The organism is Klebsiella sp. HC6 (genome assembly GCF_022605325.1).
In the GTDB taxonomy this organism is placed as follows: domain Bacteria; phylum Pseudomonadota; class Gammaproteobacteria; order Enterobacterales; family Enterobacteriaceae; genus Klebsiella; species Klebsiella terrigena.
This window is the reverse complement of sequence record NZ_CP093276.1, coordinates 1,071,254-1,091,692: the sequence shown is the minus strand read 5'-3', so window position 1 is coordinate 1,091,692 and position 20,439 is coordinate 1,071,254. Positions and strand designations below refer to the sequence as shown.

18 protein-coding genes and 1 pseudogene are annotated in these 20,439 nt (G+C 59.7%); 6 read left to right on the top strand and 13 right to left on the bottom strand.

From position 1 onward, the window contains the following. Positions 1-62 precede the first annotated feature (62 nt). The 9 genes from recC to rppH all read right to left on the bottom strand — a co-directional run bounded on the left by recC (position 63) and on the right by rppH (position 10,198). Entirely contained in the window at positions 63-3,434 is a 3,372-nt protein-coding gene (gene recC, locus MMW58_RS05340; RefSeq protein ID WP_241722859.1) for an exodeoxyribonuclease V subunit gamma, read from the bottom strand. Between the two features lie 12 nt (positions 3,435-3,446). Next, entirely contained in the window at positions 3,447-3,770 is a 324-nt protein-coding gene (locus tag MMW58_RS05335) for a prepilin-type N-terminal cleavage/methylation domain-containing protein (RefSeq protein WP_133600447.1), read from the bottom strand. Beyond that, positions 3,755-4,162, bottom strand: coding sequence for a DUF2509 family protein (locus MMW58_RS05330; protein ID WP_133600448.1), 408 nt, complete (start codon positions 4,160-4,162; stop codon positions 3,755-3,757). The genes MMW58_RS05335 and MMW58_RS05330 overlap by 16 nt, the downstream gene beginning before the upstream one ends. Next, positions 4,159-4,722: a prepilin peptidase-dependent protein gene (locus MMW58_RS05325; protein WP_241722858.1), complete on the bottom strand. Its 564-nt coding sequence runs from the start codon at positions 4,720-4,722 to the stop codon at positions 4,159-4,161. The genes MMW58_RS05330 and MMW58_RS05325 overlap by 4 nt, the downstream gene beginning before the upstream one ends. Next, positions 4,713-5,180: a prepilin peptidase-dependent protein gene (locus MMW58_RS05320; RefSeq protein ID WP_241722857.1), complete on the bottom strand. Its 468-nt coding sequence runs from the start codon at positions 5,178-5,180 to the stop codon at positions 4,713-4,715. Before MMW58_RS05320 ends, MMW58_RS05325 begins: the two co-directional genes overlap by 10 nt. A gap of 311 nt (positions 5,181-5,491) precedes the next feature. Then, positions 5,492-6,286, bottom strand: coding sequence for a thymidylate synthase (gene thyA, locus MMW58_RS05315; RefSeq protein WP_095098874.1), 795 nt, complete (start codon positions 6,284-6,286; stop codon positions 5,492-5,494). A 6-nt stretch (positions 6,287-6,292) separates the two neighbouring features. Further along, positions 6,293-7,168, bottom strand: a complete 876-nt coding sequence (lgt, locus tag MMW58_RS05310) for a prolipoprotein diacylglyceryl transferase (RefSeq protein WP_076945951.1) — start codon at positions 7,166-7,168, stop codon at positions 6,293-6,295. 240 nt (positions 7,169-7,408) lie between these two features. Next, the gene (gene ptsP, locus MMW58_RS05305; protein WP_045857431.1) at positions 7,409-9,655 is read right to left on the bottom strand and encodes a phosphoenolpyruvate--protein phosphotransferase; all 2,247 of its coding nucleotides are present in this window, start codon (positions 9,653-9,655) and stop codon (positions 7,409-7,411) included. Between the two features lie 12 nt (positions 9,656-9,667). Then, positions 9,668-10,198 carry an RNA pyrophosphohydrolase gene (rppH, locus tag MMW58_RS05300; protein ID WP_041147036.1) on the bottom strand — a complete coding sequence of 177 codons (531 nt, stop codon included), beginning with the start codon at positions 10,196-10,198 and terminating at the stop codon, positions 9,668-9,670. A 453-nt stretch (positions 10,199-10,651) separates the two neighbouring features. Between rppH and MMW58_RS30275 the strand changes: the two are divergent. The 5 genes and pseudogenes from MMW58_RS30275 to MMW58_RS05275 all read left to right on the top strand — a co-directional run. Then, a pseudogene (locus tag MMW58_RS30275) lies at positions 10,652-10,792 on the top strand (hypothetical protein); the annotation flags it as partial. Positions 10,793-10,880: 88 nt separating this feature from the next. Continuing rightward, complete coding sequence (gene mutH, locus MMW58_RS05290; RefSeq protein ID WP_045857426.1) at positions 10,881-11,576, top strand: DNA mismatch repair endonuclease MutH; 696 nt, start codon at positions 10,881-10,883, stop codon at positions 11,574-11,576. Between the two features lie 63 nt (positions 11,577-11,639). Beyond that, positions 11,640-12,353, top strand: a complete 714-nt coding sequence (locus MMW58_RS05285) for a TerC family protein (RefSeq protein WP_041147038.1) — start codon at positions 11,640-11,642, stop codon at positions 12,351-12,353. Between the two features lie 125 nt (positions 12,354-12,478). Then, positions 12,479-12,697, top strand: a complete 219-nt coding sequence (locus MMW58_RS05280) for a YgdI/YgdR family lipoprotein (protein ID WP_004867116.1) — start codon at positions 12,479-12,481, stop codon at positions 12,695-12,697. Between the two features lie 233 nt (positions 12,698-12,930). Next, on the top strand, positions 12,931-13,971 hold the full coding sequence (locus tag MMW58_RS05275) for an NADP(H)-dependent aldo-keto reductase (RefSeq protein WP_045857422.1): 1,041 nt from the start codon (positions 12,931-12,933) through the stop codon (positions 13,969-13,971). A 58-nt stretch (positions 13,972-14,029) separates the two neighbouring features. Here MMW58_RS05275 and lplT read toward each other — a convergent pair whose 3' ends face one another. Both lplT and aas read right to left on the bottom strand, forming a co-directional pair. Continuing rightward, entirely contained in the window at positions 14,030-15,223 is a 1,194-nt protein-coding gene (gene lplT / locus MMW58_RS05270; protein ID WP_241722856.1) for a lysophospholipid transporter LplT, read from the bottom strand. Next, on the bottom strand, positions 15,216-17,375 hold the full coding sequence (aas, locus tag MMW58_RS05265; protein WP_133600454.1) for a bifunctional acyl-ACP--phospholipid O-acyltransferase/long-chain-fatty-acid--ACP ligase: 2,160 nt from the start codon (positions 17,373-17,375) through the stop codon (positions 15,216-15,218). Before aas ends, lplT begins: the two co-directional genes overlap by 8 nt. Positions 17,376-18,145: 770 nt before the next feature. Between aas and galR the strand changes: the two genes are divergently transcribed. Continuing rightward, positions 18,146-19,162 (top strand): HTH-type transcriptional regulator GalR, encoded by a 1,017-nt coding sequence (gene galR, locus MMW58_RS05260; RefSeq protein ID WP_041147042.1) that lies wholly within the window; start codon positions 18,146-18,148, stop codon positions 19,160-19,162. Here the strand turns inward: galR and MMW58_RS05255 are convergent. Together MMW58_RS05255 and MMW58_RS05250 are read right to left on the bottom strand one after the other, a co-directional pair. Continuing rightward, a complete protein-coding gene (locus MMW58_RS05255; RefSeq protein WP_241722855.1) occupies positions 19,123-19,602 on the bottom strand; it encodes a GNAT family N-acetyltransferase in 480 nt (159 codons plus the stop codon). The two genes, galR and MMW58_RS05255, sit on opposite strands and share 40 nt — an antisense overlap. Further along, complete coding sequence (locus MMW58_RS05250; protein WP_041147044.1) at positions 19,599-20,372, bottom strand: GntR family transcriptional regulator; 774 nt, start codon at positions 20,370-20,372, stop codon at positions 19,599-19,601. Before MMW58_RS05250 ends, MMW58_RS05255 begins: the two co-directional genes overlap by 4 nt. Positions 20,373-20,439: the final 67 nt, after the last annotated feature.

Here is a 20,439-nt window from a genome sequence, read left to right as displayed (position 1 = left end):
TGATTCGTTGCGCATGATAATTGAAGAGCCGTCACCTGCGCAATTTTTATACTATTACAATTTTATTCGGACTGATGGAAACGAAATACCGGCAACAGATAACGCTGCGCCTGAGCAATGATTTCGTCATAGTACGCAGGCTCAAGGGTGCGCCACAGGCGCTGGTACCAGACATCGCTACCCTCACCGCTAATCACCATATTGCCTTCGTACGCCTGCACAAACTTGCTGCGCGCTTTTTGCTGCGTCTCGTCATCCATTAACATGACATCCTTTTCAGCGTCATAACAGGCTTTTAGCCATGCCCCCGCGCTTTCAGGTAGCAGCAGCAGCGGTTTTGACATGCCCTGCAGATAGCCGTCAACCAGCTCATCAAGATAGGCCTTCGCCTGCTCCTGCGCCAGCGGCGGGAAACGCCATTCGCCTTCCTTGCGCACCAGCAGACGGCTGGTGCCGGTTCCGCCGCCAGCACAGTAGACAAGGTGCTCCAGCCAAAGTTGCATTCCCTGCGCCACGCTGAGCAGCGAAGGCCGCCAGCGCAGCAGACCGTCAGATTGTACCTGCTGCAGCCATCCGGTAATGTTGACGCCGTTACATTGCAGATCGATTTCCATGCTTTGTCCCGGCTGGCGGCTGGCGATCACCCGTTCCGCGAGATTCTGCATCTCCTGGCGCTGGGTCTCCCAGGCCAGTTCGCCGAAGGCGCCGTAGGGCAGCTCGCCCGCCGCGCGGAAGCGGCGGTACATCACCGAGGCATCCTGCTGTTCAATGAGCGTATTCAGCAGCTGCTGGTTGAGCTGGTAGCGGCTCAGCCCTTCGAGGGTGAACGGCTCATCGTCCGGGATCTCGCTCTCCTCGGAGCGGAAGTTGACCCGCAGCCGCTGCTGGAAGAAGGCGCGAACCGGGTGCTGCCAGAAGCGCAGCAGCTGCTCAAACGGCAGGCTTTCGATTTCCGCCGCCGGCAGCGGCTGGATAAAGTCGCCGTGCGCCTCCCCCTGCTGGCTGGCGGCGGCCAGCCACTCCCGGGCGTAGCTTTGATCTTCGTCGTCGCGGAAGTTGGCCGTATCGAAGGGCATGCGGCTATGCAGATGGGTAATATGCGCTTTGACCCGCCGCTCGCTGGCGTCGCAGTCCAGCTCCTCATCGCCCGCCAGGCAGTGGCTCTGGCCGATATAATCCGCCAGCTCCTGTACCAGCACCGACGAATAGCGTTCGCTGTTGTCCTGGATTGAACGGCCGATATAGCTGATATAGAGCTTCTGCTCGGCCGACATCAGCGCTTCCAGGAACAGGTAGCGGTCATCATCGCGGCGGCTGCGGTCGCCGCGCTGCGGCTTCTGGCTCATTAAGTCAAAGCCTAGCGGCGCCAGGGCGCGGGGATAAACGCCGTCATTCATCCCCAGCAGACAGACGACTTTGAACGGAATAGAGCGCATTGGCATCAGGGTACAGATGTTGACCGGCCCGGCGAGGAAACGCTGGCTGATGCGCTGCTGATCGAGGCGCTGCGCCAGCTCATCGCGCAGTAAAGAGAGCGGCACCGTCTGCGCATACTGCGCCTGGACGCCTTCGCCGATCGCCGCCTGCCACTGCTGTTCAATCAGCGCCAGCGCGGCTTCCGTTTCGCTATCGGGCAGGAAGAAGTCGTCGAGCAGATCGCGACAAACCGGCAGCCACTCCGCCAGCGGGCGCTCCTGCGCCAGGCCGCGCCGCCAGAGGTTGAGCTGCATCAGCAGCGACGCCAGGTTGCCCACCAGTTCGGCAATCAGCCCGCTGGACTCATCGTACGGCAGCACCGACTGCCATTCGCCCTGGCTGCTGTCCATCGCGTAGCCCAGCAGCATCCGCGTCAGGCCAAAGCGCCAGGTGTGCTGCCCGGTGGCGGGGAGATCCAGCTCGCGCACGTTATCGTCATCCATGCCCCAGCGCACGCCGGATTCGTTGACCCACTGACGCAGGTAGCGCAGCCCTTCTTCATCAATATTAAATCGTGCCGCCAGCACCGGAACATCCAGCAGAGCCAGCACGTCTTCGCTGGCAAAGCGGCTGTCGGGCAGGGAAAGGAGCGTAATGAAGGCCTGCAGCGCCGGGTGCGATTCGCGGGCGCGGCGGTCCGAGATGGCCCACGGCAGCCAGCGCTCGCCGCTGGCGGCACCGAACACCGCCTGTATGTAGGGGCTGTAGCTGTCGATATCCGCCACCATCACGATAATGTCGCGCGGCGTGAGGTCGGGGTTCTCCTCCAGCATCGCCAGCAGCCGGTCATGCAGCACTTCCACCTCGCGCTGCGGGCTATGGCAAACGTGGATGCTGAGGCTGCGATCGTTCGGGGCCAGCATGCGCTTGCTGCGGCTATGGGCAAACTCTTGCGCCGTACGCCCGGCCACCGCCGCGTTGCGCAGCTCGAGGATGTCAGACTGCAGGTTATGCAGCAGGTTATCCGGGGCGATATCCACGAATGCGTCCAGCTCTTCATAACGCTCCAGGCCGGCCAGCAGGTAGATGTAGTCCCGTCCCAGCTTGCCCCAGGAGGCCAGCAGCGGGTTGCCGACATCCTGCTCGCCGTCGTCGTTAAACAAGCCAGGAGCCTGCTCTGCATCGCGAAATAGCGGCAGCTCTCGCGGCTCGCGATGGTGACGGCGCTGGCGCGACATCAGCTTAGCCAGAAAAGCGGGATCTTTGATATCCCCCCAGTAGTAGCGGCACGGGTTGGTGAAAAGGACATAAACATCAACGTGTTTGCCGAGCGCCTGCAGCGCCTGCAGGTAGACCGGCGGCAGCGCCGAGATGCCGCATATAAAGACCCGCGACGGCAGCCCGGCCGGCGGCTCATCCGCGGCCTCAAGCGCGCTGATAAACCGCTGATACAGGTTGGCGCGGTGCCACTGCTGCTGCCCCAGCTCGGCGGTATGCTCGACTAACGCTTTCCACAGCGGCGCCTGCCACTGCTGGGCGTCTCCTAGGCCGTCAACGCGCTCGTCGGCTTCCCAGCGCATCAGCCATTCCGGACGATAGACCAGATACTGGTCGTAGAGATCCGCCACCCTGGCGGCCAGCTGAAATAGCTTACGCTTGTCGCTGTCGTCGCTGAGGTAGTGGCGCAGCAGGGTGAAGGCGTCGTCATCCAGGCGCTGCGGCAGCAGGGTCATCAGCTTCCAGCTCATGCTCTGTTTGCTAAACGCGCTTTCGCCGGGGATATCGGAGAGCACGCGCACAAACATATCCCAGATAAAGCTCGCCGGGAGAGGAAACTCGATGTTGGCGGCAATACCGAAGCGTTTTGCCAGCGTCATCTGCAGCCATTGCGCCATGCCGGTACTTTGCACCAGCACCATCTCCGGCTTGAAAGGGTCGTCCAGACGCTGGCGCTCGACGATAAACTCCATCAGCGCTTCAAGTACGTCCAGACGGTTTGAGTGGTACACCCTTAACATATTCGCTCCTGACTACTGGCTGACCGGGCAGTGCAGCCGGGTCATCTGTACCCGCTTTTCCAGCGGCATGGTGATCGTTACCCTGATGCTGACACATCTTGCTGTCGATGTCTGCAGGCGGGTGACGCTCCCGCCTGCCGGGGATTCTGGCGGCTTGAGCTGCCCATAGCGCCACGCGTCTCGCCACAGCTGGCGATACTGGTTTAGCTGAATAAAGCCGCCGGCCAGCCCCCGCTGGTAGCCGCTAAGGGCGGTAATAACCATCACCAGCAGCGCCGTTGCGAGGATCGTTTCCGGCAGGCTAAAGCCCCGCTGGCGGTTCAGGGTATCTGACATAGGCTCAGCTCCTTCAGCGGGCAAAAATCGCTCCAGCCGTGGGGCGAGAAGCGCACGCTTCCCTGTTCCACCCGGCCAGACTGCCACAGCAGCACGCGGCCGCTGGCGGCGATCAGCAGCGCCGACGCATCGCTAAATACCCGCAGACAGACGTGCCAGCCTTCGGCGCCCGACCGTCGACACGCCTGCGCCTCCTGCGCTGACCAGGTTAGCGTTTTCCCCCACTGCAGGGCCGAATGCGCGCCAGCGGTATCGCGCAGCGCCCGGGTTTCGCCGGCGGTTTGCGCCAGCAGCGAGCGCTGCTGCTGGTTGAGCCCCTGCAGCAGCAGACTGCCCAGCGCCAGCAGGAGCAGCACCATCAGCAGCGAAGAAAGCCCGCGCTGGCGGTTCACAGGTTGTACCCCGTTACGCTGTATTCCGCCTGCGCCGCGATGCGGGGATCCCGCGCCGAACGCGCGGCCAGCACGATGCTAAGCTCCGGGGCGAAGCCGGTAATATCGAGGCGCTTAACCTGAAAGCGGGTCACCTCGATGGCGCTGGGGTTGGTCATGCGCTCCCAGCCTTGCTCGCCGCAGCTGGTCGCGCCGCGCCGCGTTTCGAGCGCGCCATTGCGTAACCGAAACCCCGTGGCATCGGACATCGCCTCCGGCGAGGTATTCCAGACGCCGTCGCTCGCGCTGTCCCAGCGGACAATGACGCAATCGCCGCTGCCGGCAATCTGCAGCGGCTGCCCAACGCAGCTGCCGCGACAGTAGCCGGCGCGCTGCAGGTGCTTCGCGACCGCGTACAGCCGCTGCCAGAGCTCGTTATCGAGGGCCTGCTGCTGCGTCTGCTTCAGCACCTGCCGCTGCAGCGCGGGCAGAAAGCGCGCGGTTCCGAGGAGCAAAACGGAGCCAATGGCCATCGCAATCAGCGTCTCCGGCAGCGAGAATCCTCGCGCGCCTACAGACATGATGCCGTCTCCATCCCGCGACAAAGGCGGATGCGCCCCCAGTTAGAGACAATGATATTCCAGCCATCGCCGGCGCTTTGCAGACGGATATGCCCGGCCCAGGCGCTGTTGCGCAGGCCGTAAAAACCCAGGCCCGGCGTGATGTTAGCCAGCGAGACTTCTGGCCACTGCGGGCGCAGCGTAAAGGGCCCCTGCGCCTCGCAGTCGGCCGGGGTATCAGTGGCGCTCAGGCACCAGCCCAGCTCCGCCTGCCCAACGCTCAGCAGCCGATCGCGGTTGTGCCAGTTGGCGTCATCGCGCAGCAGCACCAGATAGTCGCGGACCTGAACGGCGGTTTGCCACAGGCGCTGCTGCTGCTGCCAGCTCTTCCAGCCGAACGTCCCGCTGGCGCCGAGAATCATCACCAGCGCCAGCGTCGCCAGGGTTTCAATCAGGGTATAGCCACGTTGTCTGTTCATAGAGCGAGTATGGGTATGATCCGCCTCGGGTACGAGAGGCAAATCCGCGGTTAGCGCAGCGCGTCGAAGCGTATCGGGATATTTGCAGGAGGTTGCAGAAAATCAGGAAGCAGGCGAGCAAAAGCGGCGTTCAGCGGCGACGGCCGCCCCGAGAAATCAGGAACGCAACGCGCGTCATAGCGGACAGTTAAGAGCCGCTCCGCTCAGCCTTGATTATCGCGGCCGAGGGCAAAAAAAATGCCGGTCAGGGGTAACTGACCGGCATGGATGCGCCGGGCGTCGGCCCGGCTTACCGCGAGATAGCCGCAGAATTAAATTGCCACCGGCGCTTTAATTCCCGGGTGCGGATCGTAGCCTTCGATGTCAAAGTCTTCAAAGCGGTAGTCAAAAATCGACGCCGGTTTGCGCTTAATCACCAGCTTCGGCAGCGGACGCGGCTCGCGGCTCAGCTGCAGATCGGTCTGCTCAAGGTGGTTGCTGTAGAGGTGCGTATCCCCACCGGTCCAGACAAAATCACCCACTTCCAGGTCACACTGCTGCGCCACCATATGCACCAGCAGCGCGTAGCTGGCGATGTTGAACGGCAGGCCGAGGAACACGTCGCAGGAGCGCTGATAGAGCTGACAGGAGAGCTTGCCGTCCGCGACGTAGAACTGGAAGAACGCGTGGCACGGCGCCAGCGCCATTTTATCCAGTTCGCCGACGTTCCACGCCGAAACGATGATTCGGCGCGAGTCCGGGTCGTTTTTCAGCTGTTCCATCACGGTGCTAATCTGGTCGATATGGCGGCCGTCCGGCGCAGGCCAGGAGCGCCACTGTTTGCCGTATACCGGCCCCAGATCGCCATTTTCATCCGCCCATTCATCCCAGATGGTGACGTTGTTTTCGTGCAGATAGGCCACGTTGGTGTCACCCTGCAGGAACCACAGCAGTTCATGGATGATGGAGCGTAAATGACAGCGCTTGGTCGTCACCAGCGGGAATCCTTCCTGCAGGTTAAAACGCATCTGATGGCCGAAAATGGAAATCGTGCCGGTACCGGTGCGGTCATTTTTTTGCGTGCCCTCGGCGAGCACTTTCTGCATCAAATCAAGATACTGTTTCATGGTTCCTCAAGAAGTTTGTTGCTGCGGACGACGGCGGTACGCCCAGACCATCATAATGATACCCGCAAGCACCATTGGAATCGAAAGAATCTGCCCCATGCTGATGTACTGGACCCATTCGCCGGTGAACTGCTGATCCGGCTGGCGGAAGAATTCAACGATGATACGGAACAGACCGTAGCCGATCAGGAACAGGCCTGAGACCGAGCCGGTCGGGCGCGGTTTGCGGATAAACAGGTTCAGGATCAGGAACAGCACGATACCTTCCAGCGCCAGCTCGTACAGCTGCGAGGCGTGTCGCGGCAGGGCTCCGTAGGTGTCGAACAGCGATTGCCACTCCGGGTGCGAAGGCAGCAGCGCCATATCTTCCGCCCGCGAGCCGGGGAAGATCATCGTGTAGTGGAAGCTCGGATCGACGCGGCCCCACAGCTCGCCGTTAATGAAGTTGCCCAGACGACCGGCGCCGAGGCCAAACGGGATCAGCGGCGCAATGAAATCAGCAACCTGGAAGAAGGTGCGCTTAGTGCGTTTGGCGAAGATGATCATCACCAGAATCACCCCGATCAGGCCGCCGTGGAACGACATCCCGCCGTCCCAGACCCGGAACAGATAGAGCGGATCCTGCAAAAACACCGGCAGGTTGTAGAACAGGACGTAGCCAATACGCCCGCCGAGGAAGACCCCGAGGAACCCGGCATACAGCAGGTTTTCAACTTCGTTTTTAGTCCAGCCGCTGCCAGGACGATTGGCCCGACGGGTGGCTAACCACATCGCAAAAACAAACCCGACCAGGTACATCATGCCGTACCAGTGAAGGGCGACTGGCCCAACGGAAAATATTACCGGATCAAACTCCGGAAAATGCAGGTAGCCACTATTCATCTGTCACCATAAAGACTTGTTATTCCGCTGGAAGTGGACAGCGGTGATCTTGCGCACTCGCAGAAAACGGGCGCTCCAAAGGTTGCGAATGATAGCATAAGCGCCAGGCGCGATCCGCGCCGGGCATGTAAAAGATATGTATACGAATGCGAATAAGCGGCGGAGCATTCCCGGCAGGCGGCGCGCGGCGCCCCTTCGGGCCGGGAATGGCCGAACAGCGGCGCAGGCGCTATGGCAGAACTAGCGGCCGCCGCGGATCAGGCCGCCCAGCCCTCGACGCTCCATAAAGGCCGCCACCTGATGGCGAACCTCCGTCGTCATCTGCGCCTCCAGGCTACGCCGTGAAAGCTCCTGGGCCTCTTCGATGTCAATGCGGCGCAGCAGGTATTTGACCCTTGCTACCGACCGGCCGTTCATCGACAGGTGGCGATAGCCAAGGCCAATCAGAATGGTGACGCACATTGGATCTCCGGCCATTTCGCCACAAAGCCGCAGGTCGATGCCGAAACGTTCGGCGTCGCGGGCAATCATCGCCAGCGCCCGCAGCACCGCAGGATGCAGGCTGTCGTACATATTCGCCACCCGGGTATTGTTGCGATCGACGGCGAGGATGTACTGCGTCAGGTCATTGGTGCCGACGGAGATAAAATCGACGCGGCTGGCGAGCTGCGCCAGCATGAAGACCATCGACGGCACTTCCAGCATCACGCCGATGCGCGGGCGCGGAATGGCGTAGCCAATCATCTCTTCAACTTCGCGGCTGGCGCGGTCGATCAAACGGCGCGCCTCGTCGACCTCATCGAGGCTGGTGATCATCGGCAGCAAAATGCTGAGGTTGCCGGTGGCGGCATTCGCGCGCAGCATCGCCCGCACCTGAATAAGGAAGATCTCCGGCTGATCGAGCGTGATGCGGATCCCGCGCCAGCCGAGGCACGGATTCTCTTCGCTGATCGGCATATAGGGCAGCTGCTTGTCGGCGCCGATGTCGAGGGTGCGCAGCGTAACCGGCTTCTCGTTAAACATCTGCAGCATGCCCTGATACTGGGCAACCTGCTCCTCTTCTGACGGAAAGCCGCTCTGCAGCATAAAGGGAATTTCGGTGCGGTACAGGCCGATACCGTCAATAAAGCCGCCGAGTTTCTCTTCATGGCCGAGGCTCAGGCCGGCGTTCAGCATGACCTTCACCCGCTCGCCGCTTTTCAGCTCTGAGGCGCGCTCAAGATCGTCTTCCGCCAGGCGGCTGAGCTCGTTCTCTTCGCTGATCAGGCGCTGATACTCTTTTAGCAGCGCCGGCTCCGGGTCGACCAGCAGCTCGCCGCGGTAGCCGTCCACCACCAGAGTGCGACCATGCAGCAGTGAAGGCTGAATATCGGCCCCCATCACCGTCGGGATCCCCAGCGCGCGCACCATGATGGCGGCATGTGAGTTTGCCGCCCCGTCGCGCACGACAACGCCTACCAGCCTGTCCTGAGGGACCTCCGCCAGCGTCGTCGCCGAGAGCTCGTCGGCAACCAGAACGATGCGCTCCGGCCAGGTGTTTGGCCCCTGGGTGGTGTCGTCAAGATGAAACAGCAGCCGCTGGCCGAGCGTGCGCAGATCGCCGGCCCGCTCTTTAAGATAGCCGTCGCTGAGCGCCGCAAACTGCTCGGCGAACTTCTCGATAATTTTTTTCACCGCCCATTCGGCGACGGCCCCTTTGTCGACTTCCGCAAAGAGTTCGCGGCGCAGGCGCGCGTCGGAGAGCAGGTGGGAATAGAGGTCGAAGATAGCCGACGTCTCTTTTTGCGCCCCGGCGGCGTAGCGCTTGCTGTAGCGACGAAACTCGCTGGCCGCCTCTTCCAGCGCGCCGGTCAGGCGCTCGCGTTCGGAAGCGGTGTCCAGCGTCGAGGCTTCGTACACCTGCTCCATCAGCGGCAGGCTGACGTCCATCCAGCCTTCGGCGATTGCCACCCCCGATGAGGCGGGCAGCGCGCGGATCCGCGTCTGGCGATACTGGCCAAATAGCGCGGTCAGCTGCGACTGGGAGAGAATGGCGGCCATTTGCGTCGCCAGGGTTACGAGGAAGGACTCCTCGCTTTCATCAAACTGACGCAGCTCGCGCTGCTGCACCACCAGCACGCCCAGCAGCTGCCGGCGCTGGATAATCGGCACGCCAAGAAAAGCGCGGAAGCGGTCCTCTTTTACGGCCGGAATGTATTTAAAGCTGGGGTGTTTATGCGCATCGGCAAGGTTGATGGGCTCCGCAAGGCGCCCGACGAGGCCGACGAGGCCTTCGTCAAAAGCGAGCGCAACGGTGCGCCCGCGAGGTTTTTTCAGCCCGCGAGTCGCCATCAGGTAATAGCAGCGTCTGTCGTGGTCGGCCAGATAAACCGAGCAGACTTCCGTTTCCATCGCTTTACAGATATCCGTGACCAGGATATCCAGCGCCTCGTTTAAACGCGGCGCACTCGCGACCTTCTCGACGATTTCTCGTAACCGAGTGAGCATAATGTGCGTGGCTTAACCTCTTTTACGTCGATATGCAGGCGCGCTTTGCGGCTTAGGTGCGGTTTCGGCCAGCGACATGGTGACGCTGGCGAACTCTTTCATCACCCGGCGGTAAACGTCGCGCTTAAACGATACCACCTGACGAACCGGATACCAGTAGCTTACCCAGCGCCAGCCGTCGAACTCGGGCGTGCTGCTGGTTTGCATATTGACTTCCGCATCGCTGCCGATCAACTGCAGAAGAAACCACTTCTGTTTCTGGCCGATACAAACCGGCTTCGTATCCCAACGCACCAAACGTTTAGGCAATTTGTAACGCAACCAGTTACGGGTAGAGGCCAGAATGCGGACATCTTTACGACTTAGCCCAACCTCTTCAAACAATTCCCGATACATTGCCTGCTCGGCTGATTCTCCTGGATTAATGCCCCCTTGCGGGAACTGCCACGAGTGCTGGCCATAGCGCCTGGCCCACATAACCTGGCCCTGGCGATTACAGATTACAATACCGACATTTGGGCGGTAGCCATCGTCATCAATCACCGGACTACCTCAAAATAATCTTCAATGTGAACGATTGTTTCACACTCGCCGGAAACGGTAAACCACTCTGTTGCCACAGGGCTCACGAATAACATTTGAATAACTCACAGTTATCAGCAGAGTTATAAACAGCGTTAGCTATCTCAGCGCTATTTTATTCACTTTTTCTGTGGATAGAGTTGTGAAGAAGTATGGAATTACCCAGGGAAAACCCGGAGTAGTCCGAAGCGCTTACCCGTAGACATATTTAATAATGGCATTATATTCATTAAGTTATAATGCATTATTTTCATAAATTACAGCATAACGTGATGATCATCACACATGCGATCCTGGAACTGATGAAAGATCGAACAATGTCGGTTTTATCCACAGATTACGCGAGCTCATCGGGCATATTTTGTCTAAAAATTCGATTTTCGTCGCACGTCAAGGCTGTAAATGGAAACAGTAGTGAGGCTTTTCCCCAGTTATCCCACTTTTCTGTGGATAACATGGTGTAAGATCCTGTTCATTGCCAGTGACCAGTTCTGGAAAACCCGCCGCGGTAATTTTTTTAACGGCAAAAAAGTAAAAAAAAAGTCATATGAATCATCAAATTGTCATACTTACCCAGGAAAAGGTAAACTCTATCCACAACGCACAAAAATAGCGCTTATTTTTTAACCAGAGGTTTCATCTTATGCCAGCCCTTTCGCCCCTGCTTGCACCGCCGCAAACTCAACAGCAGCTTTTAGCCCAGGCCCAGCGGCTGGCCGGCTATTCGCTGGGCGAGCTGGCCGCGCTGGCGGGGATTCCGATTCCGCGCGATCTGAAGCGCGATAAAGGCTGGACGGGCATCCTGCTGGAGATTTGGCTGGGCGCCAGCGCCGGAAGTAAGCCCGAGCAGGATTTCGCCGCGCTGGGCGTCGAGCTGAAAACGATCCCCGTAGACGCTCAGGGACGGCCGCTGGAAACCACCTTTGTCTGCGTCGCTCCGCTCACCGGCAACAGCGGCGTCACCTGGGAGAGCAGCCACGTTCGCCATAAGCTCAAGCGCGTGCTGTGGGTGCCGGTAGAGGGCGATCGCGCGATCCCGCTCGCCCAGCGTCGGGTCGGGGCGCCGCTGCTTTGGACCCCCAGCGAAGAGGAGGATCGTCAGCTGCGGATGGACTGGGAAGAGTTAATGGATCTGATCGTGCTGGGCCAGGTCGAACGCATTACCGCCCGCCACGGCGAAGTGCTGCAGCTGCGCCCGAAAGCCGCCAACAGTAAAGCCTTAACCGAGGCTATCGGCGCGCACGGCGAACCGATCCTCACCCTGCCACGCGGTTTCTACCTGAAGAAAAACTTTACCGCCGCCCTGCTGGCCCGTCATTTTCTGCTTACCCACGATTAATTTTTTGTTCTGCCCTCCGGGTTGCATATAATTGCGACTTTCTTTTTTGCAGGACTTTGAACAATGTTATTTGCATGGATAACCGATCCTAACGCCTGGCTGGCGCTGGGTACGCTGACGCTGCTGGAAATCGTACTCGGGATCGATAATATTATTTTTCTCTCTCTGGTTGTTGCCAAACTGCCCACCGCCCAGCGCGCCCACGCGCGACGCATCGGGTTGATGGGCGCAATGCTGATGCGTCTTGGGCTACTGGCCTCCATCGCCTGGGTCGTTAAGCTGACCAACCCGCTATTTAGCGCGTTCGGCCACGATATCTCCTTCCGCGATCTGATCCTGCTGCTCGGCGGGCTGTTCCTTATCTGGAAGGCCAGCAAAGAGATCCACGAATCGATCGAGGGCGAAGAGGAAGGGCCGAAGACCAACGTCCACTCGTTTATGGGCGCCATCGTGCAGATTATGCTGCTGGATATCATTTTCAGCCTCGATTCGGTGATCACCGCCGTTGGGCTCTCGGACCATCTGTTCATCATGATGGCCGCGGTGGTTATCGCGGTGCTGGTGATGATGTTTGCCGCCCGCTCGATTGGCGACTTTGTTGACCGCCATCCGTCGGTGAAAATGCTGGCGCTGGCGTTTTTGATTCTGGTTGGCTTCACCCTGATGCTCGAAAGCTTCGGTATCCATATCCCGAAAGGCTACATCTACTTTGCGATGTTCTTCTCGATTGCCGTCGAAAGCCTCAACCTGCTGCGTAATAAAAAAAATCCGCTGTAGCCCGCAAAAATGCAGCCCAAACCTGGGCTGCAATCTTTTTTAAGACTTTACTGCTTTTTATGTCTCACAAATCAGGCTATTAATACACTGGTGTGAGGTGCGACCATCAAGTAGAGGTGTTAACGATGAAAAAATGGGCAGTGTTGATTTCCGCCGTAGGACTGGCCTTCTCGGTTTCAGGTTGCAGCAGCGATTACGTTATGGCGACAAAAGACGGACGCATGATTTTGACCGACGGCAAGCCGGCGGTTGACGACGATACCGGTCTAATCAGCTACGAAGATCAGCAGGGTAATAAAATGCAGATCAATCGTGACGACGTTTCACAAATTATTAAGCGCTAAAGATTGCCGCGGCTAACCGTCTGCCGGCAATCGCCTGGCAACGCGTCCTCTGCAACAAATCACGGTATTGAGAAAAGAGTCGGGTAAACCTGATACGTCCGCTGCAGCAGCCTGCGGACCCCACCAGCCCGGCTTTTTTGATCTTTTTACTTCCTCTTTTTCCTCCCCTCTGCCATTTTGATACTCCTTTGTCGGGGAAAGCCTGACCTTGTCGATAAAAAAGGAAGCCGGCTATGCAGTATCACCGTATCCCACACAGTTCTCTCGAAATCAGCACGCTGGGGCTGGGCACTATGACCTTTGGTGAACAGAATAGCGAGGCCGACGCTCACCAACAGCTCGACTACGCTGTCAGCCAGGGCATCAACCTGATTGACGTTGCTGAAATGTATCCCGTCCCGCCGCGCCCGGAAACTCAGGGGCTGACGGAAACCTACGTCGGCAACTGGCTGGCGAAACATGGCAGCCGCGAAAAGCTGGTTATCGCCTCCAAAGTCAGCGGCCCTGCGCGTAACAACGACAGCAGCATCCGCCCGAACCACGTCCTGGATCGCAAAAATATCCGCGACGCGCTGCACGATAGCCTGAAGCGTCTGCAGACCGATTATCTCGATCTCTACCAGGTTCACTGGCCGCAGCGCCCGACCAACTGCTTCGGCAAGCTGGGCTACACCTGGACCGACTCCGCGCCGGTGGTCACCCTGCTGGACACCCTGGAAGCGCTAACCGAATTCCAGCGCGCCGGAAAAATCCGCTACATCGGCGTCTCCAACGAGACGGCGTTTGGCGTGATGCGCTATCTACACCTTGCGGATAAGCACGACCTGCCGCGCATCGTTACCATCCAGAACCCGTATAGCCTGGTGAACCGCAGCTATGAGGTTGCGCTGTCGGAAGTGAGTCAGTATGAAGGCGTGGAGCTGCTGGCTTACTCCTGCCTGGCGTTCGGTACGCTGACCGGGAAGTATCTCAACGGCGCGAAGCCGGCCGGGGCGCGCAACACGCTGTTCAGCCGCTTTACGCGCTACAGCGGCGAGCAGACGCAGCTGGCGGTCGCGGCATACGTCGATATCGCAAAACGGCATAACCTCGATCCGGCCCAAATGGCGCTGGCCTTCGTGCGCCGCCAGCCGTTTGTCGCCAGCACGCTGCTCGGCGCCACTTCGCTGGAACAGCTGAAGACCAACGTTGAAAGCCTGCATCTTGAGCTCAGCGAAGAGGTGCTGGCGGAGATTGAAGCGGTGCACCGGGTTTATACCTATCCGGCGCCGTAAGCGGCCTCTCCGGGCTACGGCAGGGACAACGCCGTAGCCCGTCTAAGCGCAGGACTCGCTAGCGCCGCCGTCCCCAAAGCCACAGGGCGGCGATAGCCAGCGCGAACACCGCACCAAAGACCACCCCGATGCCAACCACCGGTATGCCCGCCTTGACCGCCATCGAGTAGAATCCCAGCATCAGCAGCATGGCGACGTTTTCGCCGAGGTTCTGCACCGCTATCGCGTTGCCCGCACCGACGGTATGCTTCCCACGCTCCTGCAGCAGGGCGTTAAGCGGCACGATAAAGAAGCCGCCAAACACGCCGAGCAGCAGCAGCAGGCCAAACGCCGGCAGAAGCGCATGCTGAAGGGTAAAGAAGATCACCGCGACGCCAATCAGAATCCCGGCAGGCATGCAGCGGGAGACCGTTTGCAGCGTCACCAGCTTAGCCGCCGCGCCCGCGCCCAGCACGATCCCCACCGCCACCATCGCATTCAGATAGGTTGGCATAGCGTTATTAGAAATCCCCAGCGCCACCGGTACCCACAGCACCAGCAGGAAGCGCAGCGTTACGCCGGCGCCCCAGAACAGGCTGGTTCCCACCAGCGAAAAGCGCGTCTCCCCGTTGCGCCACAGCGTTTTACAGGCGCTGAAGAAGCTGTGGGTCATCGGCGTAAAGCGCCAGGATTGTCCGGGACGGGCCGCCGGCAGCTTAGGGATCCACAGGTTCGCCACCACCGCGCCGCCGTAGACCAGCGCGCAGAGGGCCAGCGCCGCCAGCACGTGCCAGTCCGCGAGGATACCGCCCGCCATCGAGCCCAGCAGGATCGCGGCGATGGTTGAGGACTCCATCAGGCCGTTGGCCTTCACCAGCTTATCGCCGGTGGTCAGCTCGCCGAGAATACCGTATTTCGCCGGGGAGTAGGCGGCCGCGCCGATCCCGACCAGGGTGTAGCCGAGAAACGGATTTACGCCAAAGCAGATACAGCCGGCGCCAACCAGCTTCATGCCGTTGGCGACCATCATCACCCGCCCCTTGGCGAAGCTGTCGGCAAACTGCCCGACAAATGGCGCAAAGAGAATGTAAGCGCCCACAAACAGCATCTGCATCACCGGCTGACTCCACTCCGGGTAGAACTTCTGCTTCATCAGCGCGAGGGTCGCAAACAGCAGCGCGTTATCGCCAAATGCCGACAAAAACTGGGCGCAGATAACCGCCACCATCCCCTTCGAGTACAGCGAACTGTTAGTGTGTACTGACTCACTCATCAGAATGTTCCGTCTCTTCAACCATACTTTTAAGGGTGACAAAGTCCGGCTTGCCGCTGCCGAGAACCGGCAGCTGCTTCAGCCAGCGAATGTCGCGCGGAACCGCCAGCTCCGGCACGCCGTGCTCACGGGCGTAGCGCAGCAGCTTTTCGCGATTCAGTTCATTATCGGTGGTGAAAAGCACTAAGGCCTCGCCTTTGCTGGCATCCTGCCTGATGGCCGTCCCGTGCATCCGCTCGGGGGAGACCGCCAGCGCCATCTGCTCCACCATCTCCAGCGACACCATCTCGCCGGCAATTTTAGCAAAGCGCTTCGCGCGCCCCTGAATACGCACGTATCCCTGCTCGTCAAAGGCGACGATATCCCCGGTGTCGTACCAGCCGCTCTCTATTTCGCCATGCTGGTTTTCCGCCCCAGGCGCTTCCAGCACGCCCGGGTTTTCCACCCGCAGATAGCCGTTCATAATGTTCGGCCCTTTCAGCTGCAGACGACCGCCCTGTTCAATGCCCGGCATCGCCAGCAGGCGCGCGTCCATTCCCGGCAGGATCCGCCCAACGGTGCCCACCTTCGCCGCCATCGGGACGTTAATCGACACCACCGGCGCGCACTCGGTTACGCCATAGCCTTCGAGGATGCGCAGGCCAAATTTGTCCTGCCACAGCTGCTTAGTACTGTCCTGAAGTTTTTCCGCTCCGGCTACCACGTAGCGTAGACGATAAAAATCATAGGGGTTGGCAAAGCGAGCATAGTTCCCGAGGAACGTTGAGGTGCCGAACAGCACCGTGCAGTTGCGGTCATACACCAGCTCCGGCACCACGCGGTAGTGCAGCGGGCTCGGGTAGAGGAACACTTCCGCTCCGGTAAACAGCGGCGTGAACAGGCCGACCGTCAGGCCAAAGGAGTGGAACAGCGGCAGCGCCGACATAAAGCGGTCGTTGGCGGTAAAATCGGCGATGGTTTTAATCTGCTCGACGTTGGCAAGGATGCTCTTGTGGCTATGCACCACGCCCTTCGGGTGGCCTTCCGAACCGGAGGTGAAGAGCACGATCGCCGCATCTTCCGGCTGCTGTCTGACCTGCGCCAGCTTCGGCATCAGCAGATGGCTGAAGATCCACAGCTTATCGGCGGCGGTGACGTCGCCTTTTAAATCCTCAAGAAATACCCAGCGCACCTGGGTCAGCTGCTCCGGCAGGTGCCAGAGCTTGCCCTTATCGAGGAAGGTGCGGGAGGTGAACACGGTTTTGATTTCAGCGGCGGTAATCGCGCTGCTCAGACCTTTTACCCCGGCGGTATAGTTCATCATCGCCGGAATACGCCCGCGCGCAATCGCGCCAAAAATCACCGCCGCGCTGATCCCGGCGTTCGGCAGCATCAGGCCGATTTTTTCGCCCTGCGCGCTGTATTTTTCCAGAATTCGCGCGACAAACAGCGTTTTGGTCAGCAGCTTGCGGTAGGTATCCGGCTGGAAGTTAATATCTTCGACGCAGTTTTTCCGCGCGCCGAAACGGTCCTGCGCCGCCAGCAGAGACTCATACAGCGTTTCCCGCGGACGCACCGCCATCCGCGCTTCCATCATTATCTGATGCAGCATTTCGCCGGCAATTTTGCGGCGATCGCGGGCCCGCGGCGCTTCCGGCATCGGCAGATGCGTCGGCGGCAGCAGGTGGAGGCGGATGCGCGGGAACGGGCGGCGTCTGACCAGCCCTTTCAGGCGGCTGAACGGCGTCAGCTCGGCGCCTTCGATACGCAGCGGAACAATGGTGGCCTGCGACTTCGCGGCAACGAACGCGGCCCCATCGTAGATTTTCATCAGCGATCCGCTCACCGAGATGCGCCCTTCCGGGAAGATAACCACCGGCCGCCCCTGCTCGATCAGGCGCACGAGGTGCTTAATCGACATCGGTTTGGTCGGGTCGAGGGGAACAAAGTCGATAATCGGCGACAGCGCGCGCATAAACCAGCGCTGGCTGATGGAGGAGTACACCGCAAAGACCGGGCGAACGGGAAGAAACAGCGCCAGCAGGACCCCGTCAAGGAAGGAGACGTGGTTCGGGGTAATGAGGACCTTTTTGCCATGCAGAGCCTGCGTGTCACCGGTCAACCTGACCCGGTACATTCCTTTGAACAGCAGCCTGAAAAATGCCAAAAGCATAACAACTCCATCTGACCGGTTATTAAGTCATTGAAGGTTACACGAGAAGGCGGTTGAAAGCAGTGTGGGGGAGAATTTTCAGGATAAAAAAAACCTGCGCATCTGCGCAGGCCGGTGCAAGATAATCAGTACGAAAAGCGTACTTAAGAAACTCACCTATCAATACCTCTGGGATCCTGATTGTCCGTTTTTTTGGCCCCGCGACGCCAGCGGTAAAACGCAAGGGAATGAGCCTAAGTGCAACCAGTTATTACCATTTTCGCTAACTGTAACAGCGGCGGATAGAGGCGCGAAAACTGCCGATGTTTGAGGACGGGCTGGCCGCAGAGAACATCATCGGGGCGTACGGAACAGCCGTGGACGGAACACGCCTCGGAACAGATCGAATGAATAACGCCCCGCTGACGCCCGCCTGCCGGCGCCGGTTTGCCGCGGGCAAAAAAAAACCTGCGCATCTGCGCAGGCTGGTGTAATTAAAGTGGTCAACGTGAAGTCGACTCCACCTATCAATACCTCTGGGACAAGCAGAATATCAACGCAGTGAACGGAGAAACCAGCGAACATTCGCAACAGCTAATCGCAAAGTGTAACCAAAGGTGTGAATTTACCTCCTGCCGTTTCATTCGCCGCGCCGGCTGTGTGTAACTTTGTCATCAGCAAGGCAAACCTGCATCACATTTGCGTTAACCCGTTAGTCCTTATCCTTGAATCTGCCGAGCTTTCCCGTAACATAACCTCAATGTAAACGCTTACCCTATAAAAGGTCAGGTATGGCGACAATTAAGGATGTAGCCCGACTCGCTGGAGTGTCCGTCGCTACCGTATCCCGCGTTATCAACAACTCCCCGAAAGCCAGCGAGGCTTCCCGCCAGTCGGTCAGCACGGCGATGGAAGCGCTGAACTACCACCCGAACGCCAACGCCCGCGCGCTGGCGCAGCAGTCAACGGAAACCGTCGGCCTGGTGGTGGGCGACGTATCCGACCCCTTTTTCGGCGCCATGGTCAAAGCCGTCGAGCAGGTCGCCTACAATACCGGCAACTTTTTGCTGATTGGCAACGGCTACCACAGCATCCAAAAAGAGCGCCAGGCGATTGAACAGCTCATCCGCCACCGCTGCGCGGCGCTGGTGGTGCACGCAAAAATGATCCCCGATGACGAACTCGCCGGGCTGATGAAGCAAATTCCCGGCATGGTGCTTATCAACCGCATATTGTCCGGCTTCGAGCAGCGCTGCGTGGCGCTGGACGACCGCTACGGCGCCTGGCTGGCGACCCGCCATCTGATCCAGCAGGGCCATACCCGTATCGGCTATCTGTGCTCCAACCATGCGATTTCAGATGCCGAAGATCGTCTGCAGGGCTACTACGACGCGCTCAAAGAGAGCGGCATTGCCATTAACGATCGGCTGGTGACGTTTGCCGAGCCGGATGAAAGCGGCGGCGAACAGGCGATGACCGAACTGCTGGGACGCGGCAGGAATTTTACCGCCGTTGCCAGCTACAACGACTCAATGGCCGCAGGCGCGATGGGGGTGCTGAACGATAACGGCATCGACGTGCCGCGTGAGATTTCGCTGATTGGCTTTGATGACGTGCTGATATCCCGCTACGTTCGCCCGCGGCTGACCACGGTGCGCTACCCGATTGTCACCATGGCAACCCAGGCGGCGGAACTGGCGCTAGCGCTGGCGGACAGGCTCCCGCCTCCGGAAATCACCCACCTGTTCAGCCCGACGCTGGTTCGCCGTCACTCGGTGATCGCCCCGTCGGATAACGACAGGTCGTAGCGGTAGAGGTGCACGGCGGTGGCCGGATAATCGAGGCCCTCGCCGATATAGCGCCAGCCGAAGCGCTCGTAAAAATCCCGGCAGGCGGAGTAGAGATGCAGCTGCGGATAGCCGCTCAGGCGGGCATAGTCGATAACGTGCCGCTGTAGTTTTCCCGCCAGCCCCTGCCCGCGCGCCGCTTCGGCGACGTACAGCGCCGCCATCCACGGAAACAGGTCCTGACGGCTGATCAGATCGCAGCGCCAGAGCCCCACCGTTCCCAGCAGAAGCTCGCCCTCAACGGCAATAAAGGTCAGCGGCAGCGCCCCCGGCGTCTGGCTGTGGGCGACGATGCTGGCAAAAAACGCCCGCGGCAGCGTCTCGCCGCCAAAGGCCTGCCACAGCCACTCCGCTACCTGCGGCGCGTGCTGCGGCGCGGCGTAAAGAGGCAGGATGGTCATACCGGCTTTCCCTGAAAAATCGGCACCGACTCAAACAGGTAGCCGTCGAAGTCCGGTGCGTCTTCGTCCGACAGCTCCAGCAGGCTGTTTTTAACATTTTCCAGGTGCTGCCACATCGCCTGCCAGGCGCCCATCACGTCGCGACGGCGCAGCGCGGCGAGAATCGCCTGCCGTTCACCGAGCCACTTCAGGCGATAGGCGCGGCTGGCGATATGCGCGTTAAACTGCTGCCAGAGCGGGCTGCTGTCCATCTGCAGCCAGATACGCTCCACCGTTGCCAGCAGCATCTGGTTTTGCGTCGCCCCGGCCAGCACCAGGTGAAACATCCGCGCGTTATCCTGAGAGGCGTCGTTGCCGGCAATCGCCCGCTGCTCCTGCTCGATAATGCGCTTAAGGTTGTCGATATCGGCGCGCGTCGCCATTTTCGCCGCAAAGGCGGCAATGTTGCTCTCCAGCAGCTGGCGGGCCTGCAGGATCTCAAACGGACCGACGTCGCTGCTCAGCATCTGCTCTTCCTCGCTATCATCCTCGTGGGGAATGCGCATCACGTAAACCCCCGAGCCCTGGCGAATATCGACCGTGCCCTGCAGCTCCAGCATCAGCAGGGCTTCGCGGACGATGGTGCGGCTGACGCCGTAGGTTTCGGCGATATTGCGTTCCGGCGGCAGCCGCGACCCGATGGGATAACGCCCCTGCGCAATCTGGGCGCGCAAATCATCGCCAATTTCCTGGTAGGGTTTCTTTTCCGGCGGAATGATAGCCTTCTCCACAATATCACCTGTGCCTTATCTGCGAGTGAATCCATATCGGCGCTATCTTAGCAAAATTTACGCCGGG

Coding starts and splice junctions, on each gene's coding strand:
- recC (WP_241722859.1), bottom strand. CDS start 3,434: ATGTTAAGGGTGTACCACTCAAACCGTCTGGACGTACTTGAAGCGCTG.
- MMW58_RS05335 (WP_133600447.1), bottom strand. CDS start 3,770: ATGTCAGATACCCTGAACCGCCAGCGGGGCTTTAGCCTGCCGGAAACG.
- MMW58_RS05325 (WP_241722858.1), bottom strand. CDS start 4,722: ATGTCTGTAGGCGCGCGAGGATTCTCGCTGCCGGAGACGCTGATTGCG.
- MMW58_RS05320 (WP_241722857.1), bottom strand. CDS start 5,180: ATGAACAGACAACGTGGCTATACCCTGATTGAAACCCTGGCGACGCTG.
- thyA (WP_095098874.1), bottom strand. CDS start 6,286: ATGAAACAGTATCTTGATTTGATGCAGAAAGTGCTCGCCGAGGGCACG.
- lgt (WP_076945951.1), bottom strand. CDS start 7,168: ATGAATAGTGGCTACCTGCATTTTCCGGAGTTTGATCCGGTAATATTT.
- ptsP (WP_045857431.1), bottom strand. CDS start 9,655: ATGCTCACTCGGTTACGAGAAATCGTCGAGAAGGTCGCGAGTGCGCCG.
- mutH (WP_045857426.1), top strand. CDS start 10,881: ATGCCAGCCCTTTCGCCCCTGCTTGCACCGCCGCAAACTCAACAGCAG.
- MMW58_RS05285 (WP_041147038.1), top strand. CDS start 11,640: ATGTTATTTGCATGGATAACCGATCCTAACGCCTGGCTGGCGCTGGGT.
- MMW58_RS05280 (WP_004867116.1), top strand. CDS start 12,479: ATGAAAAAATGGGCAGTGTTGATTTCCGCCGTAGGACTGGCCTTCTCG.
- MMW58_RS05275 (WP_045857422.1), top strand. CDS start 12,931: ATGCAGTATCACCGTATCCCACACAGTTCTCTCGAAATCAGCACGCTG.
- lplT (WP_241722856.1), bottom strand. CDS start 15,223: ATGAGTGAGTCAGTACACACTAACAGTTCGCTGTACTCGAAGGGGATG.
- aas (WP_133600454.1), bottom strand. CDS start 17,375: ATGCTTTTGGCATTTTTCAGGCTGCTGTTCAAAGGAATGTACCGGGTC.
- galR (WP_041147042.1), top strand. CDS start 18,146: ATGGCGACAATTAAGGATGTAGCCCGACTCGCTGGAGTGTCCGTCGCT.
- MMW58_RS05255 (WP_241722855.1), bottom strand. CDS start 19,602: ATGACCATCCTGCCTCTTTACGCCGCGCCGCAGCACGCGCCGCAGGTA.